Source organism: Cupriavidus sp. 2TAF22 (genome assembly GCF_052115045.1).
Taxonomy (GTDB): domain Bacteria; phylum Pseudomonadota; class Gammaproteobacteria; order Burkholderiales; family Burkholderiaceae; genus Cupriavidus.
In genome coordinates this window covers 99499-124003 of sequence record NZ_JBFRFX010000005.1, presented here as the reverse complement: position 1 = coordinate 124003, position 24505 = coordinate 99499, and the positions used below count along the sequence as shown (strand labels likewise).

General features: G+C 68.9%; 21 protein-coding genes. 5 read left to right on the top strand and 16 right to left on the bottom strand.

Annotated features, from left to right (window positions below):
• The first annotated feature begins 38 nt into the window (after window positions 1–38).
• From AB4Z48_RS08355 to AB4Z48_RS08345, 3 genes are all read left to right on the top strand, one after another.
• Window positions 39–1220, top strand: coding sequence for an acyl-CoA dehydrogenase family protein (locus tag AB4Z48_RS08355; RefSeq protein ID WP_441613445.1), 1182 nt, complete (start codon window positions 39–41; stop codon window positions 1218–1220).
• A 79-nt stretch (window positions 1221–1299) separates the two neighbouring features.
• Window positions 1300–2283 carry a tripartite tricarboxylate transporter substrate binding protein gene (locus AB4Z48_RS08350; RefSeq protein WP_441613444.1) on the top strand — a complete coding sequence of 328 codons (984 nt, stop codon included), beginning with the start codon at window positions 1300–1302 and terminating at the stop codon, window positions 2281–2283.
• Between the two features lie 23 nt (window positions 2284–2306).
• Window positions 2307–3434, top strand: coding sequence for a CaiB/BaiF CoA transferase family protein (locus tag AB4Z48_RS08345; protein WP_441613443.1), 1128 nt, complete (start codon window positions 2307–2309; stop codon window positions 3432–3434).
• 149 nt (window positions 3435–3583) lie between these two features.
• Here the strand turns inward: AB4Z48_RS08345 and AB4Z48_RS08340 are convergent, their stop codons facing one another.
• Complete coding sequence (locus AB4Z48_RS08340) at window positions 3584–3895, bottom strand: putative quinol monooxygenase (RefSeq protein ID WP_441613442.1); 312 nt, start codon at window positions 3893–3895, stop codon at window positions 3584–3586.
• 109 nt (window positions 3896–4004) lie between these two features.
• On the opposite strand from AB4Z48_RS08340, the gene AB4Z48_RS08335 reads away from it, so the two are divergent.
• On the top strand, window positions 4005–4961 hold the full coding sequence (locus AB4Z48_RS08335) for a GlxA family transcriptional regulator (protein ID WP_441613440.1): 957 nt from the start codon (window positions 4005–4007) through the stop codon (window positions 4959–4961).
• A 175-nt stretch (window positions 4962–5136) separates the two neighbouring features.
• Here the strand turns inward: AB4Z48_RS08335 and AB4Z48_RS08330 are convergent, their stop codons facing one another.
• The 11 genes from AB4Z48_RS08330 to AB4Z48_RS08280 all read right to left on the bottom strand — a co-directional run bounded on the left by AB4Z48_RS08330 (window position 5137) and on the right by AB4Z48_RS08280 (window position 18011).
• Complete coding sequence (locus AB4Z48_RS08330) at window positions 5137–6222, bottom strand: phytoene/squalene synthase family protein (RefSeq protein ID WP_441613439.1); 1086 nt, start codon at window positions 6220–6222, stop codon at window positions 5137–5139.
• Window positions 6223–6315: 93 nt separating this feature from the next.
• Window positions 6316–7395, bottom strand: a complete 1080-nt coding sequence (locus tag AB4Z48_RS08325; protein ID WP_441613438.1) for a M14 family metallopeptidase — start codon at window positions 7393–7395, stop codon at window positions 6316–6318.
• Window positions 7396–7522: 127 nt separating this feature from the next.
• Window positions 7523–8329, bottom strand: a complete 807-nt coding sequence (locus tag AB4Z48_RS08320) for a hypothetical protein (RefSeq protein ID WP_441613437.1) — start codon at window positions 8327–8329, stop codon at window positions 7523–7525.
• A gap of 137 nt (window positions 8330–8466) precedes the next feature.
• A complete protein-coding gene (locus AB4Z48_RS08315; RefSeq protein WP_441613436.1) occupies window positions 8467–9279 on the bottom strand; it encodes a M55 family metallopeptidase in 813 nt (270 codons plus the stop codon).
• A gap of 29 nt (window positions 9280–9308) precedes the next feature.
• Entirely contained in the window at window positions 9309–10418 is a 1110-nt protein-coding gene (locus tag AB4Z48_RS08310) for a DmpA family aminopeptidase (protein ID WP_441613435.1), read from the bottom strand.
• A gap of 15 nt (window positions 10419–10433) precedes the next feature.
• Entirely contained in the window at window positions 10434–11345 is a 912-nt protein-coding gene (gene gsiD / locus AB4Z48_RS08305; RefSeq protein ID WP_441613434.1) for a glutathione ABC transporter permease GsiD, read from the bottom strand.
• A gap of 12 nt (window positions 11346–11357) precedes the next feature.
• On the bottom strand, window positions 11358–12278 hold the full coding sequence (gsiC, locus tag AB4Z48_RS08300) for a glutathione ABC transporter permease GsiC (RefSeq protein ID WP_441613433.1): 921 nt from the start codon (window positions 12276–12278) through the stop codon (window positions 11358–11360).
• 169 nt (window positions 12279–12447) lie between these two features.
• On the bottom strand, window positions 12448–13995 hold the full coding sequence (gene gsiB, locus AB4Z48_RS08295; protein WP_441613574.1) for a glutathione ABC transporter substrate-binding protein GsiB: 1548 nt from the start codon (window positions 13993–13995) through the stop codon (window positions 12448–12450).
• Window positions 13996–14048: 53 nt separating this feature from the next.
• On the bottom strand, window positions 14049–15944 hold the full coding sequence (locus AB4Z48_RS08290) for a dipeptide ABC transporter ATP-binding protein (protein WP_441613432.1): 1896 nt from the start codon (window positions 15942–15944) through the stop codon (window positions 14049–14051).
• An 85-nt stretch (window positions 15945–16029) separates the two neighbouring features.
• Window positions 16030–16992, bottom strand: a complete 963-nt coding sequence (locus tag AB4Z48_RS08285) for an isoaspartyl peptidase/L-asparaginase family protein (RefSeq protein WP_441613573.1) — start codon at window positions 16990–16992, stop codon at window positions 16030–16032.
• Window positions 16993–16997: 5 nt separating this feature from the next.
• Window positions 16998–18011, bottom strand: a complete 1014-nt coding sequence (locus AB4Z48_RS08280) for a MurR/RpiR family transcriptional regulator (RefSeq protein WP_441613431.1) — start codon at window positions 18009–18011, stop codon at window positions 16998–17000.
• 334 nt (window positions 18012–18345) lie between these two features.
• Between AB4Z48_RS08280 and AB4Z48_RS08275 the strand changes: the two genes are divergently transcribed.
• A complete protein-coding gene (locus tag AB4Z48_RS08275; protein ID WP_441613430.1) occupies window positions 18346–20289 on the top strand; it encodes an ATP-binding cassette domain-containing protein in 1944 nt (647 codons plus the stop codon).
• A gap of 90 nt (window positions 20290–20379) precedes the next feature.
• Here AB4Z48_RS08275 and AB4Z48_RS08270 read toward each other — a convergent pair whose 3' ends face one another.
• From AB4Z48_RS08270 to alr, 4 genes are all read right to left on the bottom strand, one after another.
• The gene (locus AB4Z48_RS08270) at window positions 20380–20865 is read right to left on the bottom strand and encodes a disulfide bond formation protein B (RefSeq protein WP_441613429.1); all 486 of its coding nucleotides are present in this window, start codon (window positions 20863–20865) and stop codon (window positions 20380–20382) included.
• A gap of 244 nt (window positions 20866–21109) precedes the next feature.
• Window positions 21110–21724: a GNAT family N-acetyltransferase gene (locus AB4Z48_RS08265; RefSeq protein ID WP_441613428.1), complete on the bottom strand. Its 615-nt coding sequence runs from the start codon at window positions 21722–21724 to the stop codon at window positions 21110–21112.
• A gap of 5 nt (window positions 21725–21729) precedes the next feature.
• A complete protein-coding gene (radA, locus tag AB4Z48_RS08260) occupies window positions 21730–23091 on the bottom strand; it encodes a DNA repair protein RadA (RefSeq protein ID WP_441613427.1) in 1362 nt (453 codons plus the stop codon).
• A 170-nt stretch (window positions 23092–23261) separates the two neighbouring features.
• The gene (gene alr, locus AB4Z48_RS08255) at window positions 23262–24377 is read right to left on the bottom strand and encodes an alanine racemase (RefSeq protein WP_441613426.1); all 1116 of its coding nucleotides are present in this window, start codon (window positions 24375–24377) and stop codon (window positions 23262–23264) included.
• Window positions 24378–24505 lie beyond the last annotated feature (128 nt).

Genomic DNA, 24505 nt, shown 5'->3' with positions numbered 1-24505 from the left:
TTCGTCAACCAGTCAATGCGACATCCAAGGAGAACGGCATGTTCGATAACCTGAGCAACCCCGTGCTGGCCGAGACCCGCGCCGGCATCCGCCGCTATATCGAAGAGGAATTGCTGCCGCTCGAGAAGGAACTCGGGCTCGGCTCCGAAGACGCCTGGCCGAAGGAGGTGCTGCGCGGCGTCTGGCGCCGCTCCAGCGAGCTGGGACTCTATGCGGCCTGCCTGCCCGCCGAACTGGGCGGCAAGGGCCTGAACATCGCCGAGCAGTGCGCGCTCAAGGCGGACCTCGCCGTCAGCGGCGCCGTGCTGGCACCGCATGTGCTGGGAGACCTGGGCGGCCCGCCGCGCGTGGGCAATATGCTCAAGTACGCGACGCCCGCGCAACTGGCGCGCTACTTCCAGCCGGTGATCCGCGGCGAGAAATCAACCTGCTTCGCGCTCACCGAGCCGCATTCGGGTTCGGACGCGCAGAGCATCACCACGAGCGCCGTCGCCGATGGCGACGAGCTGGTCATCAACGGCCACAAGCACTACATCAGCGGCGCGCCGTTTGCCGATTTCGCCATCGTCATGTGCGTCACCGACGCGGCCGCCTCGCCGCCGGCGATCACCGCCGTGCTGGTCGACCTGGACCTGCCCGGCGTCACGGTCAATACCGACTACGTGCCGATGTCGGGCCAGCATATCGACGCCGATATCCGCTTCGAGAACGTGCGGGTGCCGCGCGCCAACATCTTCGGCGGCGAGGGCAACGGCTTCAAGCTCGGCATGTCGCGCATCAATGTCAACCGGCTGCTGCACTGCCCCACCATGCTGGGGCTGGCGACCAAGGTCTATGCATCGTCGGTGGAGTACGCCGGCAGGCGCCGCCAGTTCGGCGGGCCCATCGCGCGATTCCAGGCGATCCAGCACATGCTGGCCGACATGGCGGCCGCGCTGTGGGCCTGCGAAAGCATGATCGCGCAGACCGCCATGCTGGCCGATGGCGGCGCCGACCTGCGCATGAAGGCTGCGGCGTGCAAGCTGTTTGTCTCGGAGCGCTGCTTCGAGGTGGCCGACAAGGCGGTGCAGATCCACGGCAACGTAGGCGTGACGCGCGGCCACCCGGTCGAGCAGGCCTACCGCAAGCTGCGCATGTTCCGGATCTTTACCGGCACCAGCGAGATCCAGCGCAACACCATCGCCCGCGCGATCCTCGAACCCATGCAGGCGAAGGCTTGAGCGGGCCCGCTGCCCGGCAAGACCGCTGTTTGACAAAGACCGGCGCAGGAATACTGCGCAAGTTGCACGGAGACCACCCATGAACCGCCGATCCTGGCTTGCCACCGCAAGCGCGGCTGCCCTGAGCACCATCTGGACGCCGGCGCGATCCGCCGCGCCCTACCCCAGCCGCCCCATCCGGCTGATCGTACCGTTCCTGGCGGGCAGCGCGCCCGACAATATCGCGCGGACCCTGTCGGTGGAGCTCGGCTCGCAACTGGGCCAGCCGCTGGTCGTCGAGAACATGCCCGGCGCCGGCGGCGTGATCGGCGCGCTGGCATTGAAGCGCGCCGCCGCGGACGGGTACACGCTGGGCATTCTGGCGAATTCGCACGTCATCAACGTGCATATGTACCGCAGCATGCCCTATGACCCCGCGCGCGACTTCACGTCGATCGCCGCGCTTTCCGGCGGCCCGACCGCGCTCGTGGTGCCCGCCGATGCGCCCTACAAGACGGCCGCCGAGCTGTTCGCGGCAATGAAGCGCGCCCCCGGCAAGCTCAACTACGGTTCGGGCGGCAAGGGGAGCATCGCGCATCTGGCGGTCGAGGCGCTGCTGCACCAGACCGGCACCGAGGCGGTCCATATCCCGTACAAGGGCGCCACCGAGATCATCACCGCCATGCTCGGCGGCCAGACCCAATTCGGCATGCCGGTACTGAGCACGGCCACGCAGTATCTGCGCAACGGGCAGATCCGCGCGCTGGCGGTCTCGTCGGCCGCGCGCTCGGTGTATTTCCCGGCGATACCCACGCTCGCCGAGGCCTTGCCGCCCGGCGTGGTCATCGACAACTGGAGCGGCCTGTTCGCGCCTGCGCATTTCCCCGCCGAGCTGACCCAGCGGCTGTTCACGGCCGTCACCGCATTGCAGGCCGGCGGGCGCCTCGACGCACAGCTCAAGGCCAACGCGGGGGAGCTGCGCCGCAGCGCTTCGCCCGCCCAGTTCAACGGCATGGTGACTGCCGATACCACCCGCTACGGCAAGCTGATCCAGTCGATCGGCATGAGCGGCGATCTCAGCTGAAGCACATGGGAGCAAACCAGATCATGAAACCAGAGTGGTCCTGCCTGAAGGACGTCAAGATCGTCGATATCAGCCAGCTGCTGCCGGGCCCCCACGCCACCAGCCTGCTCATGCAGCTTGGCGCCGACGTCATCAAGGTCGAGCAGCCTGGCGTGGGCGATACCTCCCGCCAGCTCGGCCCTGCCGTGTATGCCCAGTTCAACCGCGGCAAGCGCTCCCACGCGCTCGACCTGAAATCCGCCGGAGGGCGCGCCGCGTTCCTGGAGCTGGTGCGCAATGCGGATGCCGTAGTGGAAGGATTCCGCCCCGGCGTGATGCAACGGCTCGGCCTGGGCTATGACGCCCTCGCCGAAGTCAATCCGGCCATCGTGCTGTGCTCCATCTCGGGATTCGGCCAGACCGGGCCCTACGCGGACCACGCCGGCCACGACCTGAACTACCTCGCGCTGGCCGGCTACTGGTCGGTGCCGGTGCAGGTCGAGGACAAGGTGTCCCGGCCGCGCGCCCGCATCTCCGACTACGCCGCCTCCGGCTACGCGGCGCTGGCCCTGGCCGTGGCCGTGATGAGCGCGCGGCAGCATGGGCGCGGGCAGCATCTGGATGTGTCCATCCACGACGCCGTCCTGTCCTGGACAGCCCATGGCGCATGGGCGGCACGCGACTACGAGGCACAGCCCCACGCATCGCCGACCGTCATGCCCGAGAACGACATCTTCGCCACACGCGATGGCCGCCATCTCGCCATGGGCATTCTCGAGAACAAGTTCTGGCTGAACCTGTGCGACGCACTCGGCGCGGCGTTTCCGGCCCTGCTCGACAGCCGTTTCGCTTCGCGCCCCGGGCGCCAGCAGCACAAGCAGGAAGTGCATGGATTGCTCGCCGGCATCTTCCTGGCCAGGACCCTGGCAGAGTGGACCGAAGTGTTCGGCTCGCTCGATATTCCCTTCTCCCCCGCACTGGGCGCGCGCGAGTTGTTTGCCGACCCCCACGTGCAGGCGCGCAATATGATCCGCCCCCTGCCAGGGGAAGACGCCATCACGCTGGGCTTCCCGGTCAGGTTCTCGCTGGGCTTGCCGGCCAGCGACGATCGCGTGGCGGCGCTGGGCGAGCACAACGCCGCGCACGGCGGCGAGGGCACACCACAGGCCTAGGGTTGCGCTGCGGGAGCGGCGGGTGCTTCAAGAACGGCTGCAACCGCCCTCCGGTGGCTTTGTCGCGGTGTTGCCCGGATCGTGCAAGGCAACGGTCATGCCCCCGGCCGGACCGGCGCAGCGCGACGCCGCTCCGGCCACGCTGGCGGTCAGCTTGCCGCGGCCCGGTTCTTCAGTCCCAGCACGTCGATGGGCTCGATGGAGGGGGCCTTGGCCAGCAGCGTATCGGCGTTCGCCATCAGGGCCTGGGCGATGGGTCCGTCCAAGTGCGCCTGGCGGGCCTCTTCGGTTTCGAAGGCATCGAAGATGCCGAAGGTCGTGGGCGACAGCCGCAGGGCAAACCAGATCGGCGTGGCCGCTTCCTGGTTGGCCATCGAGAGGCCGGCCGCGAGAAAATCGGCGACCGCCTGCTCCTTGCCCGGCCTGGCTTCGAGGCGGACGAAAAATGCATGCTTGATCATCTTGGTACTCCTGTCGGTGGATGGGTAGTGCCGCGCGGTGATGCCACTTTACAAGCTTGCGTTGCGCGCCAATACTGTCTCGATTGACAACTTTGATATCGATCCTGCCATGCGGATTGCCGTTCTCGTGCTGGAAGGCGTGTTCGATACCGGACTTGCCACCGTGCTCGACGCCCTGACCACCGCCAACCAGCTGGCGCAGGCGACCGGTGTGCAGACGCCGGGATTCGACATCACCCTGGTCGGCGTGCGCCCCACCGTGCACAGCGGACTCGGGATGCAGGTGCCGGTGCGGCCCGCCGCCGAGGCGCCCGCGCCGGACTGGGTGATCGTGCCTGCGCTGGGCGCCAAGATGCCCGATGCGCTGGTGCCCGCGCTCGGCCGTGACGACGTGGCCGACGCGCTGGCCTTGCTGCGCACCTGGGCGAGCGGCGGCGCGCGCATGGCCGCGGCATGTATCGGCACCTTCGTGCTGGCGGAAAGCGGATTGCTGGACGGACACGAGGCGACCACCACCTGGTGGCTGACACCGCTGTTCCGACAGCGCTACCCCGCCGTGCGCCTGGACGCCCATCGCATCGTGGTGCCGAGCGGCGCCGTGCTGACCGCCGGCGCGGCGCTGAGCCATGTCGATCTGGCGTTGTGGCTGATCCGGCAGAACAGCCCCGAGCTGGCGGCGCTGGTGGCCAGCTACCTGGTGGTGGATTCGCGCACGTCACAGTCCGCCTACATCATCGCCGACCACCTCGCGCACGCCGATCCGCTGGTGGAGCGCTTCGACCGCTGGGTGCGCGAGCGGCTCGATACGGCGATCATCCTCGACGAGGCGGCCGGTGCGCTGGCCATCAGCAAGCGCACCCTGTCGCGGCGCCTGTTCGACGTGCTGGGCAAGACCCCGGTCGAGTACATCCAGGACCTGCGCATCGAGCGCGCGGTACACCTGCTGAAAACGAGCAAGCACAGCGTGGACCGCGTCGCCGAGCAGGTGGGCTACGCCAGCGGTGTCACGCTGCGGACGCTGCTGCGCCGGCGGCTGGGCAAGGGCATCCGGGAGTTGCGGGCATAAGCGGCCAGCGCCGGCGTGCGCCGTACCTCCCGCGATGGATCTCGAAACCAGAAAACTGCCTTGCGGGCGGCGCCTCTTATCCGGCGCGTGGCGGCTGCCTACACTCCAGCCATCGCAAACAGCGTCAGCAAGGAGTGCTCACCATGTCGATCCGCAAGCTCGCCATCGTTCGATTTCAGGATGGCGCAGTGAGCGACGCAGGCTGGCGGGCCAGCGCCATGCGCGCCTCCACCCGCTTCATCAGGTGCTCCACCCACCCGCGCACCAGCGTATCCGACGCGACCGCCGGCAGCGAGCCGGCGATCACCCGGTACACCTTCTTGCGCCCGATCTTGGAGACCTTCGCCGGGTCCAGCCACTCGGGGTTGTCGACCAGCAGCAGCAACGTCTCAAGACCGATGACGATCGGCCAGATGCAAGCCAGCCGCAGGCGGACCGCCGACCCGGGAATCGCGAGCGTGTAGTCGAGCGCCGCGCGGTAGTGCTGCAGCGTCAGTTGCAGCAGATCAAACAGTAGCGGCCGCGCGCGCAGGGAATTGCCCGCCTGCAGCAGATCCTGCGGACTCAGGCCGTGCCGCTCCAGCGCCACCGCCGGGAGATAGCAGCGGCCGATGCGCAGGTCCTTGCCGCAGTCCCGCAGGACATTGGTCATCTGCAGTGCCTTGCCGAAGCGCACGCCCCGCTCGAGCATGGTCCCGGATTCACCCTTGAGGACGCCCGGCATGTGGGCGTAGGTCATCGTGGTCCAGAACTCGCCGACGCATCCGGCGACCAGGTAGGTGTACCGGTCCAGCTCCTCCATCTCCCGCAGTGCGACGATGCGGCCGGAGGATTCGTCAGGGAAGGTGCGCAGGTCGAATTCCATGCCGGAAGTCAGGGTCGACACGATTCCGCGCACGGCCTGCCGGTCCGACTCGCCGAGCTGGGGCAGGATCGCCAGCGCGGGACCGAGCGATTCGAGCAGGAGCTTCTCGTCGGACTGCTGCTGTTGGCCGGCGACCTCCTCCGTCATGCGGCGCATGAGCGCCGGATCGCCGGCGGCGCCGTTGACCTGGTCGCGAAAGGACAGCAGCAGGGCCAGCCGTTGCGCCGGCGGGATCAGCGATGTGTCTGCAATCGTGTCGGCGGCGCGCGCCAGCAGGTACGCCAGGCCGATGGGATCGCGCATCCCGGCCGGGAGAATGCGCAGCGTGAGATAGAAGGAACGCGATACGCCCTTCAGCAGCGGGCCCAGAAGAAAGGCCCGGGTTGGATTTGGCATGGACGGGGATGCGGCGGTGCCGGCAGATTTGGCTCCGCCGAATTGTATACGGCAAGCGCGCACCAACGGCGCACGCTTGCCGCTGGCGCGCCCCTACCAGCCGGCCAGGGCCTTGACGGCAGCCTCGCGCACCTGTTCCACCACGCCTTCGCGCCAGTCGTCGGCGTCGCCGTAGAAGGCGTGCCACATTGCCTGGCGGATCAGGTTGCGCTGGCCTTCGTCCGCTTCCGGATGCACGTGCAGCCAGTGGTCGCCGCGCAGCGCATCGAGGACTTCGCTCACCGGCAGGGTGCCGAATTCCAGGGCGATGCCGTTGTAGTCGAGCGCCGGCAGGGTCTGCGGCACGGCGAGCCACGCCATGCCGTTGAGATTGGGCGAAGCCGACGTGCCGTCGTAGATGGAGGTGACGTTGCTGCCCCAGATGCCACGCGCCTTCGCCAGCGGCTCGGCCTTGTCCGGCCCCATGTAGATGGGTTCGCCGTAGCCCCAGGGCCCCAGGCCGGTATGGATGTCGAGCCAGCGCAGCGCCTCGCGGCCGGCGCCAAAGCGCGCCAGGACGCGGCGCAGGGTGTAGTTGCTCCAGGTGGCCTTGCTGCCGCCGAAGAACAGGCCCTCCGGCGCGTGATACTGGCCCGCGCTCACGGCGGCCTGGTACCAGGGCAGGCCCTTCTCGGCCACGGTCTTCATCAGCGCGGCCTGGTCGCTCTCGGACGGCGGCCAGTGCCCGGGCAGCAGCATCGGTGCCACCTCGGCATAGGGCGCGTTCTCGGGCAGCGGCCCGGTGAAATCCATGAAATTGCGGTTGAGGTCGACGTTGTCCTCGTTGACACGCCGCATATGCGAGAAACCGTAGGGATTGACGGCGTGCACCATCAGCAACGCCACGCCGGCATCGGCGAAATCCCGGAGCAGGTCCGCATCGCCGAGCAGCGCGACCTGCGCGCCGGAGCCGCAATACCCCTCCACGCCGTGCATGCCCGAAGTGACCATGAGGAAGCGCCGGGCCTCGGCATCGCCCACCCAGGCGACATCCATGGCGAGCTCCTCGTCCGCGCAGCCACGCTTGGTGGGATGCGGGAAATCCGTCAGCGCGGCGCCGGCCGAGCGGGCGACCTCGCGGAATTTCTGCCTGGCTTCGGCATAACTGCGGGAAAAGCTGGTATGCAGGGACATGACAGCGGATTTCGCGCCTGGCGAGAAGTGTGGGGGGTGCCGCTATTAAACGCCAACTCGGCGGCTATTGCCATCAGGGCAGGCATCCCGGGCCATGCGCGAGGCCGCGGCCAGCCCGGCTGGCGGGCTAGCCCTTGTCCGCGCGGGCCTTGTCCGGTCGAGCCTTGTCCTGGCCGGCCTCGCGCAACAGCGGCGAGCGGAAGGCGTGCGGATGCAATTCGATGCCCGCCGCGGCAATCTGTGCTGCCGACAGCACCAGGTGGCGCGCCAGCCAGTCATGGATGCTGCGCAGGAAGCGCTGCTGCTCCAGGCGGTTGGATTCGCGGATCACGCGCTCGAGCTTGACGTGCGCGGTGTACACATCCAGCAGGTTCACGCTCTTGAGCTTGGGCGGCGTGGTAGCGCTGCGCTCGATGGCGAGGATGCGCCTGACCTGGGCCTCGGGCAGCTCGCCGGCCTCCAGGTAGGCCTGGTAGACCTCCTCCAGTGCCGGGAAGCGCACCGTAGGCTGCACGCGGGGCACGCCGGCCACCTTTTCCATGCGCAGCACGAGATAGCGGAGGGCCTCCGCGCGGCGCCTGGCGGCGTCGGCGGCAGCGTCACGCTTGCCACCGGGGCGGCGCGCCCGGGCCGCGACCGGAGCGGTCAGCTCGAATTCATCCGCCGACGGCGGCGTCGCCGCGGGCACCGGCGAGCCGGCGTCGCGCTCGGTGTAGTCGGGCACCAGGTCGAGCAAGCCCGGCTCGGCCAGCACGGCGCGCGCGCAGTCCTCGCCAAACGGGTGCTCGTGCCCCTGCGCGTCGCGCAGGATATACGCCTGCCCGTTGCCGAAGCCGTGATGCCGGGCGCGCCCCACATGCTGGTGGCAACGCGTGGCCGGGTCGACGAAATCCTTGCGTACGGGGGTCCAGCTTTCGCTGTTGACTGCGGTCATGAATCAGCGCTTGCCTGCCGGCGCGCGGCGCGGTGGAATGTTGCGTAACGGCCCGGCTGGTCGCACCTGGCTCCGGGACCTGGCCATGCGGCCAGGCCGCCATTGTCCACCATCGCGCCCCGCCGGGCCAGCGCGCCCTACTTCAACATGAACGACATCGCCGACAGGCAGTTGAGCATGCGCACCGCCGCCTGTACCGAGGCGGCTTCGAACACCAGCGTCACGCCGTCCACGCGTTCGAGCGTGGGCCACTGGCAAAAGAGGTCGGCGTAGGCCGGGCTCTGCGTCTGCAGGCGGCATTGCACCGGGCCGGGAATGCGCAGTGGCCGGCCGCCGGCTTCGCGCACCGACTGCTGGACCGCCGCAGCGATGGCTTCGCGCGACGCCCCGGGCGACAGCGTGTTGCCGCTGCCGTGGCCGCCGGCTTCCTTGGTGCGCACGTAGCGTACCCAGGGCATCAGGGGACGCGTTTCCTCGACGAAGACATCGTCGCCGCTGGCCATCAGCACGGGTACGCCGAACTCGCCGGCCAGCGCGCCGTACAAACCGGCCTCGCCCATTTCCTGGCCGGCCAGCCAGATGCGGGCGAAGGCACTGCTGTTGATGGTGTGGGCCAGGATGCCGCGGCTCTGGGCGCGGCCGTGGTAGCCGATCATGCACACGCCGTCGCAGCCCTGCACGCCGGCCATCATGCCGAGATAGCGCGGCTTGCCGAGCACCAGGCGGGCGCGCGGGTCGAGCTGGTCGGGCAGCAGGTTGCGAAAGCCCCCGTGCGAGTCGTTGACCAGTACCTCGGTGGCGCCACCGGCAAAGGCGCCCTGCACCGCGGCGTTGGCCTCGGCGGTCATCCACGCGCGGGCGCGTTCGTATTCGCCATTGCCGGCGCGGACCTGCTCGGCGTGGAAGACGCCGGCGACGCCTTCGATATCGGTGGAGATCAGGATCTTCATCGCGGTCTGGTGCGGTTCTGTGCGGATAATCAGTTGGTGGGTGTCGCCGCATGGCGCTGCAGCCATTGCGGCAATTCGGGCATCAGTTCGCGCAGCGCGGTGCGGCGGTGGCCGTCGCGCCCGGTCACGCTTTCGGCCTGCCACAGCGCGCCCAGGATGGCCTGCTCGACGCTGTCGGCAGCGGCCTGGAACAAGGCATCGAGCCGGGTTTCATGCAGCATGGCCAGTGCCGGCATGGGCGCGTGCGCCTGCTGCGGCACGGTGTAGGCCGTGGAAAATGCCAGCGCGATGTCGCCGGAGCCGTGGCCGAACACCGAGCCGGTGCGTGCCAGCCCGGCACCGGCGCGCAGCGACAGGCGGCGCAGCTGGCGCGCGTCGAGCGGGGCATCGGTGGCGACGATCATGATGATGGAGCCCTTCTCGGGCCCGCCTTGCGTCTTCACTCCGGCCTGCGCCTGCAGCCGCGCGGCCAGCACGCCGCCAAGGCGCGCGCCGGCCACCGTGAAGTTGGGCAGGATGCCGAAGTTGGACTGCACCAGCGCGCCAACATGATATTGCTCCACCTGGCGCGAGGCCGAGCCGATGCCGCCCTTGAGCCCGAACGAGGACATGCCCCGCCCCGCCCCGACCGCGCCCTGCGCGAACTCCACCGCGGCCGCGGCGCAGGCCTGCGCGTAGTGCGCCTCCTGCACGGCCATGGCCTGGATATCGTTCAGGTAGCCGTCGTTGCACTCGAACACCAGCGGATTGACCGTGGGCCAGGCGCGGCCGATCTCCGGGTTGGCGGCGATGGCCTGGCGGATCTGCGCCTGCGCCAGCGCGCCCACCGCGAAGGTATTGCTCAGCGCGATGGGGGTTTCCAGCACGCCGAGCTCCTCCACCTGCACCAGTCCCACGCTCTTGCCGAAGCCGTTGAGCACGGTGGCGGCGGCCGGCACCTTGTCGGCGAACAGGTTGCCGGCGTGCGGCAGCACCACGGTGACGCCGGTCTGGCAGGCGCCCTGCGCCAGCGTGCAGTGGCCCACCGCCACGCCGGGCACGTCGGCGATGGTGCCGCGCGCGCCGGCGGGCAGCGTGCCGATATGTACCAGGTCCGGGACCGGGCCGGGGATCAGGTCCGGGATCAGGTCGGTGGCCATGCCGCGCTCCTGCCTTTAGCGGCGGTCGATCTTCGGATCGAGCGCGTCGCGCAGGCCGTCGCCCAGCAGGTTGAACGCCAGCACGGTCAGGAAGATGGCCAGGCTGGGGAAGATCGCCACGTGCGGCGCGGTGACCATGTCGGCGCGCGCCTCGTTGAGCATGGCGCCCCATTCCGGCGTGGGCGGCTGCGCGCCCAGCCCGAGGAAGGACAGGCTGGCGGCGGTGATGATCGAGGTGCCGATGCGCATCGAGAAATACACCACGATGGACGAGATGGTGCCCGGCAGGATGTGCCGCATCAGGATGGTCCAGTCGGAGGCGCCGATGCTGCGCGCGGCCTCCACATAGGTCAGGCGCTTGAGCATCAGCGTATTGCCGCGCACCAGGCGAGCGAAGGCCGGGATGCTGAACACCGCCACGGCGAAGATCACGTTGGTCATGCCGTTGCCGAGGATGGCGACGATGCCGATGGCCAGCAGGATGCCGGGGAAGGCGAACAGCACGTCCGAGACGCGGCTCACGATGCGGTCCCACCAGCCTTCGTAGTAGCCGGCCAGCAGTCCCAGCACGGTGCCGACGATGGCGCCGATGATGACGGAGAAGAAGCCCGCGGCAAGCGAGATGCGGGCGCCGGCCAGGATGCGGCTGAAGATGTCGCGTCCGAGCGAATCCACGCCGAACCAGTGCGCCGCCGAGGGGCCGGCGTTGAGCGCGTCGTAGTCGAAGAAATTCTCGGGATCATAGGGCACCAGGTGCGGCGCGAAGATTGCGATCGCCACCAGCAGCAGCACGAACACCCCGGCGCCCAGCGCCAGGTGCTGCTTGCGGAATTTGCGCCAGAACTCGGTCCAGGGCGTGCGCACGGCCTCCTGGGCGGTGGCGGGAGCGGCGGCGTTGCCGTCGGCGGGCGTGGAAAGCTGGGTCATGCCGGCCTCTCTTTATTTGTAGCGGATGGCGGGGTTGATGACGGTGTACAGCACGTCGACCACCAGGTTGATCAGGATGAACTCGAGCGAGAACAGCAGCACCTCGGCCTGGATGACCGGGTAGTCGCGCATCTCGACCGCGTCCACCAGCAGGCGCCCGAGCCCGGGCCAGTTGAAGACCTTCTCGACCACGATCGAGCCGCCCAGCAGGAAGCCGAACTGCAGGCCCATCATGGTGACCACCGGAATCATTGCGTTGCGCAGGCAGTGCTTGGCCACCACCAGGAACTCGCCCACGCCTTTGGCGCGCGCGGTGCGCACGAAATCTTCCTGCAGCACCTCGACGAACGAGGCGCGCGTGAAGCGGGCCATGACCGCGGCCACCGCGGCGCCCAGCGTGATCGAGGGCAGGATGTAGTGCTTCCAGGAATCGGCGCCGATGGAGGGCAGCCAGCCCAGCTGCACGGAGAACACTTCCATCAGCAGCATGCCCAGGGCAAAGGCCGGGAAGGAGATGCCGGACACCGCCAGCGTCATGCCCAGGCGGTCAGGCCAGCGGTTGCGCCAGACCGCGGAGGTGACACCGATCACCATGCCGAAGATCACCGCCCACACCATCGAGGCCAGCGTCAGGTACAGGGTCGGCATGAAACGGTCGCCGATCTCCTCGCTGACCGGGCGCTTGGTGCGCAGCGAATTGCCGAACTCCCAGCGCACGGCGTTCGAGAAGAATTGCACGAACTGCTCGGGCAGCGGCTTGTCCAGGCCGAGATCGCGGCGCACCAGCTCCACCGTGGCCTGGTCGGCCTCGGGGCCGGCCGCGAGCCGGGCGGCATCGCCGGGCAACAGGTGGACGAACATGAAGACCAGCACTGCCATGATCAGCAGTGTGGGAATCACGCCCAGGAATCGTTTGAGAAAGTAATTCAGCATGATGCACCGGAAAAATAAAAGACCGCGGGCCGCCCGCCCTGCCCCCGCATCTGTGGGCAGGCGGCCGTGCACGGCTTGCTGCGCTGTACTGCCGGGTTACTGCGGAGGTACTGCCGGGCCCGGCCACGGGCGCGGCGGCGAACCGGACGCGCCCGCATGCCGGCGACCCTTATTGCTTGATGTCGATCTCGTCGAAGTTGAACGAGCCATCGGGCATCACGTAGGCGCCGGTCAGGCGCTTGGCGCGCGCGAACAGCACCTTCTCGGTCACCAGGAAGGCCCACGGCGCGTCCTTCCAGATCTGCTCCTGCGCATCCTTGTACAGGCGTGCCTTCTCGGCGCGGTCCGTGGTGCGCAGGGCGCCGGCGATGTCGGCGTCGACCTGGTCGTTCTTGTAGTAGGCGGTGTTGAGCAGCTTGGGCGGCATCGATTCGGAAGCCAGCAGCGGGCGCAGCGCCCAGTCCGACTCGCCGGTCGACGACGACCAGCCCACGTAGTACATGCGCACGCCGGCGTCTTCCGGCTTCTGCACGCTTTCCACCTTCTCCACGCGCTGGCCGGCCTCGAGCGCCTGCACCTGCGCCTTGATGCCGACCTGCTGCAGCTGCTGCTGCACGAACTGGATCACCTTTTGCGCGGTGGTGTGGTTATAGGCGGACCACAGCGTGGTCTCGAAGCCGTTCGGGTAGCCGGCTTCCTTGAGCAGCGCGCGCGCCTTGGCCGGGTCGTACGGCCACGGGCCCAGCTTCTCGGCATAATCCACGCCCGCGGGCACCACGCCGTCGGACGGCGTGGCGTAGCCGGCGAATGCCACCTTGGCCAGTGCGTCCTTGTTGATGGCGTAGTTGATGGCCTGGCGCACCTTGGGGTCGTTGAACGGCTTGACCGTGGTATTCAGGCTCAGGTAGCGCTGGATGATCGACGGCGAGGCGATCAGGTCCACCTTGGGATTGCTCTTGAGCACCGCGGCCTGCTCGAACGGGATGCTGAAGGCGAAGTCCGCCTCGCCCGTCTGCATGATGGCCGCGCGCGTGTTGTTGTCCACCACCGGCTTCCAGGTGATGGTGTCGATCTTCGGATAGCCGGTCTTCCAGAAGCCGGCGAACTTCTTGCCCTTCAGGTGATCGGGCTGCTTCCACTCGACGAACTCGAACGGGCCGGTGCCGACCGGGTGGAAGGCGATGTCCTTGCCGTACTTCTGCAGCGCGGCGGGCGAGATCATCACGGCCGACGGGTGGGCCAGCACGTTGATGAACGGCGAGAACGGCTCTTTCAGCGTGACCTTGACGGTGTTGGCGTCGATCACGTCGGTCTTGGCCACGCGGTTGAACAGCGTGTAGCGCTTGAGCTTGTTGGCCGGGTTGGTGACGCGGTCCAGGTTGGCCTTGACGGCGGCAGCGTCGAAAGTGGTGCCGTCGTGGAACTTGATGTTCTTCTTGAGCTTGATGGTGTACGTCAGGCCGTCCTTGCTGGCTTCATAGCTTTCGGCCAGCACGTTGACCAGCTTCATGTCCTTGTCGAGGCCGAACAGGCCCTGGTAGAAGGACTTGGTGGCGGCCTGCGACAGTGTGTCGTTCGAATCGTACGGGTCCAGCGTGGTGAAGGTGGAGTACACCGCCATCACGGCGTCCTTGGCGGCAAAGGCGGGGCCTGCGCCGAGCGCGGCCAGGGCCAGGCCACCGGCGATCAGCTTGGAAGGGGCCAATCGGGTCATCATCCGGGTCATCTTGGATTCTCCTTGGGAAATGCGTTGGTTCACTTCGGTTCGGTTCAGTAGGCGCCGCCGATGGCGTGCCGGGCGACAAAATGGCGGGAGGCGTTGCTGCCGGCGACGGCCACCAGCGGCTTGACCAGCGGCTCGTCGCCAAGCGCGCGGATGGGGCTGGGAATCTCGTCGGACAGCGGCTCGCGCTGGAGGTGGCGGCGCGCCGGGTCGGCGATCGGCACCGCCGACATCAGCTTCCTGGTGTACGGGTGCTGCGGGTTCTCGAAGATCGCGCGGCGCGGGCCGATCTCGACGATCTGGCCCAGGTACATCACCGCCACGCGGTGGCTCACGCGCTCCACCACCGCCATGTCGTGCGAGATGAACAGGAAGGCGATGCCCATTTCGCGCTGCAGGTCGAGCATCAGGTTGACGATCTGCGCCTGGATGGAAACGTCGAGCGCGGAGACCGACTCGTCGGCCACCACCACCTTGGGGTTCAGCGCCAGGGCGCGCGCGATGCAGATGCGCTGGCGCTGGCCGCCCGAGAACTCGTGCGGGTAGCGCGACGCATGCGCGGCGGTCAGGCCCACCTTTTCCAGCAGCCATGCCACGCGCTGCTCGGCTTGCTTGCCGCTGGCCACCTTGTGCACCAGCAGCGGCTCCATGATCGAGTAGCCCACCGGCACGCGCGGGTCGAGCGAGGCGAACGGGTCCTGGAAGATGAACTGGATATTGCGGCGCAGGGTCTGCAGCGCGCCGCCCTTCATCTGGCTGATGTCCTGGCCGTTGAATTCGATGGTGCCGCTCTGGCTGTCGACCAGGCGCAGCAGCGAGCGGCCGGTGGTGGACTTGCCGCAGCCCGATTCGCCCACCAGCGCCAGCGTTTCGCCCGGGTACAGGTCGAAGCTCACGCGCTCCACGGCGTGCACGCGGCGCGCCACGCGGCCCAGCAGGCCGCCCGGCACGTCGAAGCGGGTCACCAGGTCGTGCACGCGCAGGATCGGCGAAGCGCCGGCCGGCACCGTGTCCTGCGGCACTTCGGGCGCGGGCGGCTCGCCCTGGTCGAGCTGCACCAGCGGGAACTTGGCCGGCCAGTCGGTGCCGCGCATGGCGCCGAGCTTGGGCACGGCGGACAGCAGCGCGCGCGTGTACGGATGCGCGGGCCTGGCGAAGACCTGCTCGGAGGCGCCCTCTTCGACGCTCTCGCCGCGGTACATCACCARCACGCGGTCGGCCACCTCGGCCACCACGCCCATGTCGTGGGTGATGAAGACCACGCCCATGTCCATCTCGGCCTGCAGATTGCGGATCAGCTGCAGGATCTCGGCCTGGATGGTGACGTCGAGCGCGGTGGTGGGCTCGTCGGCGATCAGCAGCGCCGGCTTGCACGACAGCGCCATGGCGATCATCACGCGCTGGCGCATGCCGCCGGAGAGCTGGTGCGGGAAACGGTCCAGCACGCGGCGCGCCTCGGGGATGCGCACGATCTCCAGCATGCGCAGCGCTTCGGCGCGCGCCTCGGCGCGGCTCTTGCCCTGGTGCAGGCGGATCGACTCGGCGATCTGCTCGCCCACCGGGAAGACCGGGTTGAGCGAGGTCATCGGCTCCTGGAAGATCATCGCCACGTCGCTGCCGCGCACGCCGCGCATGGTGGCACTGTCGGCGCTGGCGAGGTCGAGCACCTGGCCGTTGCGGCGGCGCAGTTCCATGCTGCCGCTGGCGATCTTGCCGCCGCCATGCTCGACCAGCCGCATCAGCGCCAGCGAGGTCACCGATTTGCCCGAGCCGGATTCGCCCACCACGGCCAGTGTCTCGCCGCGGTCGACGTGGAAGCTGAGGTTGCGCACGGCCTCCACGGTGCGTTCCGAGGTGGAAAAGCGCACGGTGAGATCGTTGACGGAAACCACCCGCTGCGGTGGCAGGACGATGCCCGACTTGGAAGAGGATGCTGCAGCCACTTGGCCCCCTTGATACCTGTTGATGCCTGTTGATGCCGAGGTTGTTGCTTCGCGCGCCCCGGCGTGCCGGCGCGCGCTGCCTGCCCTAGCCGTAGATCCACACGTTGACCGCCTCGCCCACCCGGGCGAAGCCGCGGTACATGCCTTCGGTATTGAACGGCAGCGTGACGTTGCCGGCGCGGTCCACCGCGATCAGGCCGCCGCGGCCGTCGATGGCCGGCAGCTTTTCCATCACTACGCGGCGCGCGGCTTCTTCCAGCGGCAGGCCCGCGTAGCGCATCTGCGCCGCCACGTCGTAGGCAGCCACGGCGCGGATGAACATCTCCCCGGTGCCGGTGGTGGAGACTGCCGCCACGTCATCGGCAAAGCAGCCGGCGCCCACGATGGGCGTGTCGCCCACGCGGCCCACCTGCTTGTTGGTGACGCCACCGGTGGAGGTGGCCGCGGCCAGGCGCCCCTGCGCGTCGCATGCCACCGCGCCCACGGTGCCGAACTTGTTGTCGGGGTCGATGGGCTCGGCTGCCCTGGTGGCGGCCAGCGTGGCGGCATCGTGGTCCAGCGTCGTGCCGGTGGTGGCGCGGGCGCGCTCCCATTGCTCGTGCCGCGCCTGGGTGAAGTAGTACGCTGGCTCCACCAGTTCCAGGCCCTGCGCCAGGGCAAAGGCCTCGGCGCCATCGGCGGCGAACAGCACGTGCTCGCTTTTTTCCATCACCGCGCGCGCGGCCAGCACCGGGTTGCGCAGGCGCTTGACGCAAGCCACCGCGCCGGCGCCCAGCGTGGCGCCGTCCATGATGGCGGCGTCCAGTTCGTAGGTGCCGGCGTGGGTCAGCACGGCGCCGCGGCCGGCGTTGAACAGCGGGCAATCCTCCAGCAGGCGCACGGCCTCGGTCACGGCGTCGAGCGCGCTGCCGCCATCGGCCAGCACGCGCTGGCCGGCTTGCAGCACGGCGGCGAGCGCGTCGGTGTATTCCGCCTCCTTGGCGGGGCTCATGGCGGCACGGGTAATGGTGCCGGCGCCGCCATGGATGGCGATCACGGGGGTGTTCATGGTGTTCACGATGCGTTCGGGGTTGTCTTCTTGCGGCGTGCGGGGGCGCTCCTGGCGCGCCCTTCGGCTGCTTCGTCGGGGCGTGGCTCGCGTGCGTCGCGGCCCTGCCCGGGCGGCGCGCCGTGCAGCCACGGCAGCAGGAATTCGGTCATCTCGGCGGCAGCCTTGACCGCATGCGCGGCGCGGTGCGCCACCGCGCCGCACAGGCCTTCGATAAAGGCCAGCACGGCTGCGTCCGAGTTGGCGGAGAGCTGGCGGCCGGTGTGCGCATACAGCGCGATGTCGGCCAGCGCCGCCAGCGGCGAAGTAGGTCCGTCGGTCAGCGCCAGGATGCGCGCGCCGTGCGAGCGCGCGCGCCGCGTGATGGTCACGGTGTCATACACATAGCGCGGGAAGCCGATCACGATCAGCAGATCGCTGGGCTGCAGCTTGAACAGCGCGCGCGCCGCGGTGGACGCGCCACCCGAGCCCGAGACCGAGATCACGGTGCGGCAGGACAGGTCCAGCCCATGCTGGAGCAGCCCGGCCAGGAAGCCGCTGGCGCCGAAGCCCACCACGAAGATGCGCTCGGCCGCCAGGATCGCTTCGACGGCGCGCTCGCAGGTCTCGGCGTCGAGCGCGCGGCGCGTGGCTTCGAGATTGCGCACGTCCTCGTCCAGCGAGGCGGCGATGACGGCGGCCACCGTGGCCGGCCGCTCCAGTCCGGTGCGCAGTTTCTCGACGGGTGCAAGCGTGGCTTCGAAACCGCGCACCAGCTCGGTGCGGAATTGCGGATAGCCCTCGAAGCCCAGCGCATGGGCGAAGCGATTGGCGGTGGCGACCGACACTTCCACCGCCGCGGCCAGCTCGTCGATGCGCATGGTGGCGGCGCGGAACTGATTGCCCAGCACGTATTCGGCCATGCGCTGGTGCGCCGGCGTCAGCGCGGGCAAGGCGCGGGCGATGCGCTCGGTGATCGAGCCGTTGCCGTTGCCGGTCTTGCCGGAAGTGCCGCTGTTACCGTGGTTGCCGAGGGACATGGGATGTTGCTGGGTTGGCCGGGATGCGTCATGCACGAAAACAAAGCATGCAAAGGATGCGCATCAATGTAAATAAATTTACACGCAAAACACGCGCCATGAAAATAGAGTTTTACGTGGCCAAGGGTTTGTACCTAGACGAACCCCCGTCCCGGGGCCCTTCCGGACCGCATGCGGGCCCTTGGCGTCACTGCCGGGCGGCGTGTCCGGCATGCGCCGTCCATTCGCGGGCATCGCCATGCGAAGCGGCTACAATGCCGGGTTGACCCGTGCCATGCCGGGCCGGACCGTCCGGCCACGCCGGCCATCGCTCCCTCTCCAGCTTTCCCCTCCCGTGATCCGAATCGACCAGCTTGTCCTCCAGCGCGGCACCAAGGTGCTGTTCGACCACACCAGCGTGACGCTGAATCCCGGCGAGCGTGTCGGCCTTGTCGGCGCCAACGGCAGCGGCAAGTCGACCCTGTTCGCCATGCTGCGCGGCGAGCTGCATGCGGATGGCGGCGACGTCTTCATCCCGCCGCAATGGCGCACTGCGCATGTGGCGCAGGAAACCCCGGCGGTCATGCGCAGCGCGGTGGAATACACCATCGACGGCGACACCCGCCTGCGCGACATCGAGGCACGCATCACGGCTGCCCAGGCCAGCGGCGACGGCACCGCTGAGGGCGACGCCCACGCGGCGTTCGCCGATGCCGACGGCTACACCGCGCCGGCGCGCGCCGAGGCGCTGCTGCTGGGGCTGGGCTTCACGCTGGCGCAGGTATCGCAGCCGGTGGCCTCGTTCTCGGGCGGCTGGCGCATGCGCCTGAACCTGGCGCAGGCACTGATGTGCCCGTCCGACCTGCTGCTGCTCGACGAACCGACCAACCACCTGGACCTGGACGCGATCGTCTGGCTGGAAGACTGGCTGGCCCGCTACCCGGGAACGCTGGTAATGATTTCGCACGATCGCGAATTCCTCGATGCGATCTGTAATGTCACGGTGCATATCGAGAACCAGCAGCTGCGCCGCTACGGCGGCAACTACACCCAGTTCGAGACCCTGCGCCTGCAGCAGATGGCCTTGCAGCAATCGGCCTACTCGCGCCAGCAGAAGGAGATCGCCCACCTCGAATCCTTCATCACCCGCTTCAAGGCCAAGGCCACCAAGGCGCGCCAGGCGCAGAGCCGGGTCAAGGCGCTGGAGAAGATGGAGCGCCTGGCGCCGGTGCATATCGCCGCCGGCTTTGCCTTCGAGTTCCGCGAGCCGGACGCCGCGCCCAACCCGATGATGGTGCTCGAGGGCGTGGACTGCGGCTACCCGCCGCCCGCGCCGGATGCGCCGCCCGTGACCATCCTGCACAACCTGTCGCTGTCGATCCAGACCGGCCAGCGCATCGGCCTGCTGGGCGCCAACGGCCAGGGCAAGTCCACGCTGGTGAAGACGCTGGCGGACACGCAGGAGCCGCTGGCCGGCAAGATGCGCCAGGGCAAGGGGCTGCAGATCGGCTACTTCGCCCAGCACCAGCTGGAAACGCTGCGCGACCATGACTCGCCGCTGCAGCACCTGGCGCGGCTGGCGCCGGACACGCGCGAGCAGGAACTGCGCGACTTCCTCGGCAGCTTCAACTTCCGCGGCGACATGGCTACCTCGCCGATCGAGCCGTTCTCCGGCGGCGAGAAGGCGCGCCTGGCGCTGTCGCTGATCGTGTGGCAGAAGCCCAATCTGCTGCTGCTCGACGAGCCCACCAACCACCTGGACCTCGACACCCGCGAGGCGCTCACCATGGCGCTGGCGCAGTTCGAGGGCACGCTGATCGTGGTCTCCCACGACCGTCACCTGCTGCGCGCCACCACCGACCAGTTCATGCTGGTGGGCGAAGGCACGATCAAACCCTTCGATGGCGACCTGGACGACTACCGCGACTGGCTGCTGCAGCAGGCCGCCGCCAAGCGCAACGCCGCCACCGCGGACCGTGCCCCGGCCGGCGGCGACAGCGCGGCGGGCGGCACCAACCGCCGTGACCAGCGCCGCGCCGAGGCCGACGAGCGCCAGCGCCTGACCCAGCTGCGCAAGCCGCTGACCAAGGAACTGGAAAAGGTGGAAAAGCGCATGGCCGTGCTACAGCAGGCCAAGGGCGAGATCGATGCCTTCATGGCCGACGAGGCCAGCTATGCCGAGGCCAACAAGAGCAAGCTGATGGAGATGCTCAAGCGGCAAGGGGAAGTCGGCGGCGAGCTCGATACGCTGGAGGAGCGCTGGCTCGAGCTGCAGGAGCAGATCGAACAGATCGTCTAGGGTCGCCTGGACGCGCAAGGGAAGGATCCCGGGGGCGCCCGCCCCCGGATACGCCGCGGCTGCGCGCCGTTGCGCAGACGATGCCGGCGCTCAGCGGTAGTTCTTCTCGCGCCGGATCATGCCGATCGCCAGCGTCGCCGTCAGGATGAACAGCCAGATCAGCGACCAGGCCGGAATCGACAGGCCAAAGATCGGGGGCAGCGGCGTGGTGCACATGCCGTCCGAGAAAAACACCTGCGGCAGCAGCTTGGCCGTCGGCAAGCGGTTGACCCAGTTCTCCAGCGGGTCGATGCCGCAGCTGGCCTTGGGGTTCAGCAGCAGCGACACGTGATAGCCGGCCACCGCGATGCCACCCACGCCGGACAACATGCCCAGCCCCTGCCACAGGCTGCGCGTGTTCTGCGCGATGGCGGCCAGCAGCGAGAACAGGCCGATGGCGACGAAGGCGAAACGCTGCATCACGCACAGCGGACACGGCTGGTAGCCTTCCACATGCTGCAGGTAGAGGGCATAGCCGACCAGCCCGAACGAGATCGCGGCGATCAGCAGGAAGAAACTGCGGGAATTGGCTTGCATGGTTCAGTAGCAAAAAGGGCCGGACGATGCCACCCGGGCTGATCCGTCGGGATCCGTTGCCGCGGGCCCGTCCATTGGTGCGCCGCCCGGCCATTTGCCGGACGTGCGCAATGCGAGGCTCATTATTACCGATTTTGTGTTGCACGCCTTGCCATTCCGGCGCGGCCGGCGGCGTGCCGCTTGCGGCGGATTGACGCAGATCATGGCCTTGCCGCGCGCGCTCGCACGCCCGCGCGCGGCGGGCTCAGGCGGACGTCGGGCCGCCTTGCGCCCGCCACCGCGCCGCGGCCAGGCGGTACAGCCAGTGCGCCCGCAACGGGCTGCCCTGCGCCACGGCCGGATGGTCGAAGGTGCCGTCGGGCACCATGCCGACCCGCTCCATCACAGCCCGCGAGCGGACGTTGGGCAGTGCCGTGAACGAAACGATTTCCGCCAGGCCCAGGCGCCCGAACCCGAAGCGCAGCGCGGCCCGCGCCGCCTCCGTGGCATAGCCCTGCCCCCAGTATGCATGCGCCAGGCGCCAGCCGATTTCCACGCAGGGCGAGAACGGCAGCGTGGCGGCGGGCTCGTGCAGGCCGACGAAACCGATGAATGCCCCGTCCGCCTTGCGCTCGGCCGCCCACAAGCCCCACCCGCGTGCCGCGATCAGGTCCTGGCAGCGCAATGCCATGGCATCGCTGGCAGCGCGCTCCAGCGGCGCCGGGAAGCAGGCCATCACCAGCGGGTCCGCATTGAGCGCGGCGAACGGCGCGAAATCCGCGTCGCGCCACTGGCGCAGGCGCAGGCGCGCGGTCTCCAGGGTCACCGGCCCGGCTCCGCTTGCGGAGCCGGCTGGCGCCTGATCGTGCTGGCCCGGCATGGCGTTCACTCGAGATGACGGACGCGGTCGATGGCCTGCTCCAGCCGCTCCACCGCCAGCACCTCGAGGCCGTCGATCTTCTGCTTGGGCGCATTGGCCTTGGGAATGACCGCCGTGGTGAAGCCGAGCTTGGCGGCTTCGCGCAGGCGGTCCTGCCCGCGCGGACTGGGCCGGATCTCGCCGGCCAGGCCGACTTCGCCGAACACCACCAGCCCGCGCGGCAGCGGCTTGTTGCGCATGGAGGAATGGATGGCCAGCAGCACGGCCAGGTCGGCCGCCGGCTCGGCGATCTTGACCCCGCCCACGGCGTTGAGGAACACGTCCTGGTCGAAGCAAGCGATGCCGGCATGGCGGTGCAGCACCGCCAGCAGCATCGCCAGGCGGTTCTGTTCCAGCCCCACGGCCAGGCGGCGCGGGTTGGGCACGTGCGCGGCATCGACCAGCGCCTGCACTTCCACCAGCAGCGGCCGCGTGCCCTCTTGCGTGACCAGCACGCAGGAACCGGGCACGACCTGCTCGTGCTGCGACAGGAACAGCGCCGAGGGATTGCTGACGCCGCGCAGGCCGCGCTCGGTCATGGCGAACACGCCCAGTTCGTTGACCGCGCCGAAGCGGTTCTTGAAGGCGCGGATCAGGCGATGCGAGGAGTGCGTGTCGCCCTCGAAGTACAGCACGGTGTCGACGATATGCTCGAGCACGCGCGGGCCGGCCAGCGCACCTTCCTTGGTCACATGGCCGACCAGGATGATGGTGATGCCGCTGCTCTTGGCGATGCGGGTCAGCTGCGCCGCGCATTCGCGCACCTGCGCCACCGAGCCGGGCGCCGACGTCAGCGCATCGGAGTACAGGGTCTGGATCGAGTCGATCACCGCCACCTCGGGCTTCTCCACCTCCAGCGTGGCCTGGATCTTCTCCAGCTGGATCTCGGCCAGCAAGGCGAGCTGCGGGCTGTCCACCCCCAGGCGCTGCGCGCGCAAGGCAATCTGCGCGCCCGACTCTTCGCCGCTGACGTAGAGCACGCGGCGCTCCGAGGCAAGGTTGGCCAGCGCCTGCAGCAGCAGCGTGGACTTGCCGATGCCGGGATCGCCGCCGATCAGCACCACCCCGCCGGCCACCAGCCCCCCGCCCAGCACGCGGTCGAATTCATCGATGCCGCTGGAGAAGCGCGGCACGTCGGCCGCGTCGATCTCCGACAGCCGCTGCACCATGGCCGAGGCCGCCAGCGGCGCGAAGCGCTTGGCCGACGGCGATTCCGCCACGCTCTCTACCAGCGTGTTCCATTGCTGGCATTGCGGGCACTGGCCCTGCCAGCGCGGCGAGGTGCCGCCGCATTCGGTGCAGGTATAGACGTTCTTTGGCTTGGCCAACTGGGGTCCCCGGAGAAACGATGGATAAGAAGCGGTGGATGAACAATGGCCGGCGCCCGGCAGGCGGCAGCCGATCGCAGGCTGGCTTGCAGGCGGCGCCCGGGGCAGCGCACGCCACCCGGATATCGCCAGGCGGCGGCCCGGGCAGGCGTCAGCCTGCCCGCCGGCAATCAGGCCAGCGCGGGCTGCTCCGGCGCGGTCAGGGTCGCCACCGTGACCGGCACCCTGGGCGCCAGGGCGCACATCAGCTCGTAGCCCACGGTGCCGCTGGCGGCGGCCACGTCGTCGATCGGCAGGCCCTGGCCCCACAGGGTGACGGCGCTGCCCACGCGGGCCTTGGGGCAAGGCGTGAGGTCGACGCAGATCATGTCCATCGACACCCGGCCCACCAGGTGCGTGCGCACGCCGTCGACCAGCACCGGCGCCGGGTTGTCGCCCCAGCCGGCGGCATGGCGCGGGTAGCCGTCGGCATAGCCGCAGGCCACCACGCCGATGCGCATCGGGCGCTCGGCCTTGAACAGCGAGCCGTAGCCGACGGTATCGCCGGGCTGCAGGTCCTGGACGGAGATCAGCTCGCTGTGCAGCGACATGGCCGGCTGCAGGCCGAAGCTGGCCACGTCGCCGGACAGGCCGGTGGGCGAGGCGCCGTACAGCACGATGCCCGGCCGCACCCAGGTGCGGTGGGCCTGGGGATGCCAGAGCGTGGCGGCGGAATTGGACAGGCTGGCCTCGCCCGGCAGGTTGGCCGTGGCGGCGTCGAAGACCTCGAGCTGGTGGGCGATGCCGCGCGGGCCGTCGGCGTCGGAGAAATGCGTCATATGCACGATACTGCCCACACAGGACAGGGTGCGCGCGCGTTCCCAGGCGGTGCGGTACTGGTCCGCACGGAAGCCGAGGCGGTTCATGCCGGTATTGAGCTTGAGCTGGATGCCCAGCGGCCCCTTGGGACGCGCGACTTCCAGCATGCGCAGCTGTTCTTCGCAATGGACGGCGGTGGTGAGGCGGTACTGCTCCAGCAAAGGCACGTCCTGGGATTGGAAGAAACCCTCTAAAAGAAGGATCGGGCCTTGCCAGCCCAGTTCGCGCAGCAGCACGGCTTCGTTCAGGTCGAGCAGGCCGAAGCCGTCGGTGGCGCGCAGGCCGGCGAAGGCGCGGCGGATGCCATGGCCATAGGCGTTGGCCTTGACGACGGCCCAGACGCGCGACGCGGGTGCACAGCGGCGCACGATTTCCAGGTTATTGGCCAGGGCCGGTTGATGGATAACGGCGTGAATGGGTCTAGGCATGGGATCGCTGTTGCTTCTGGAGGGGGCGGCGGCGGGTTGGCATGGCGGGGCTCCCGGCCGGCTGGCCGGTCCGCGCCCCGGGTCAGGGATGCACCATATAGGGGAAGACCCGGTGCGCGTGGCTCGCC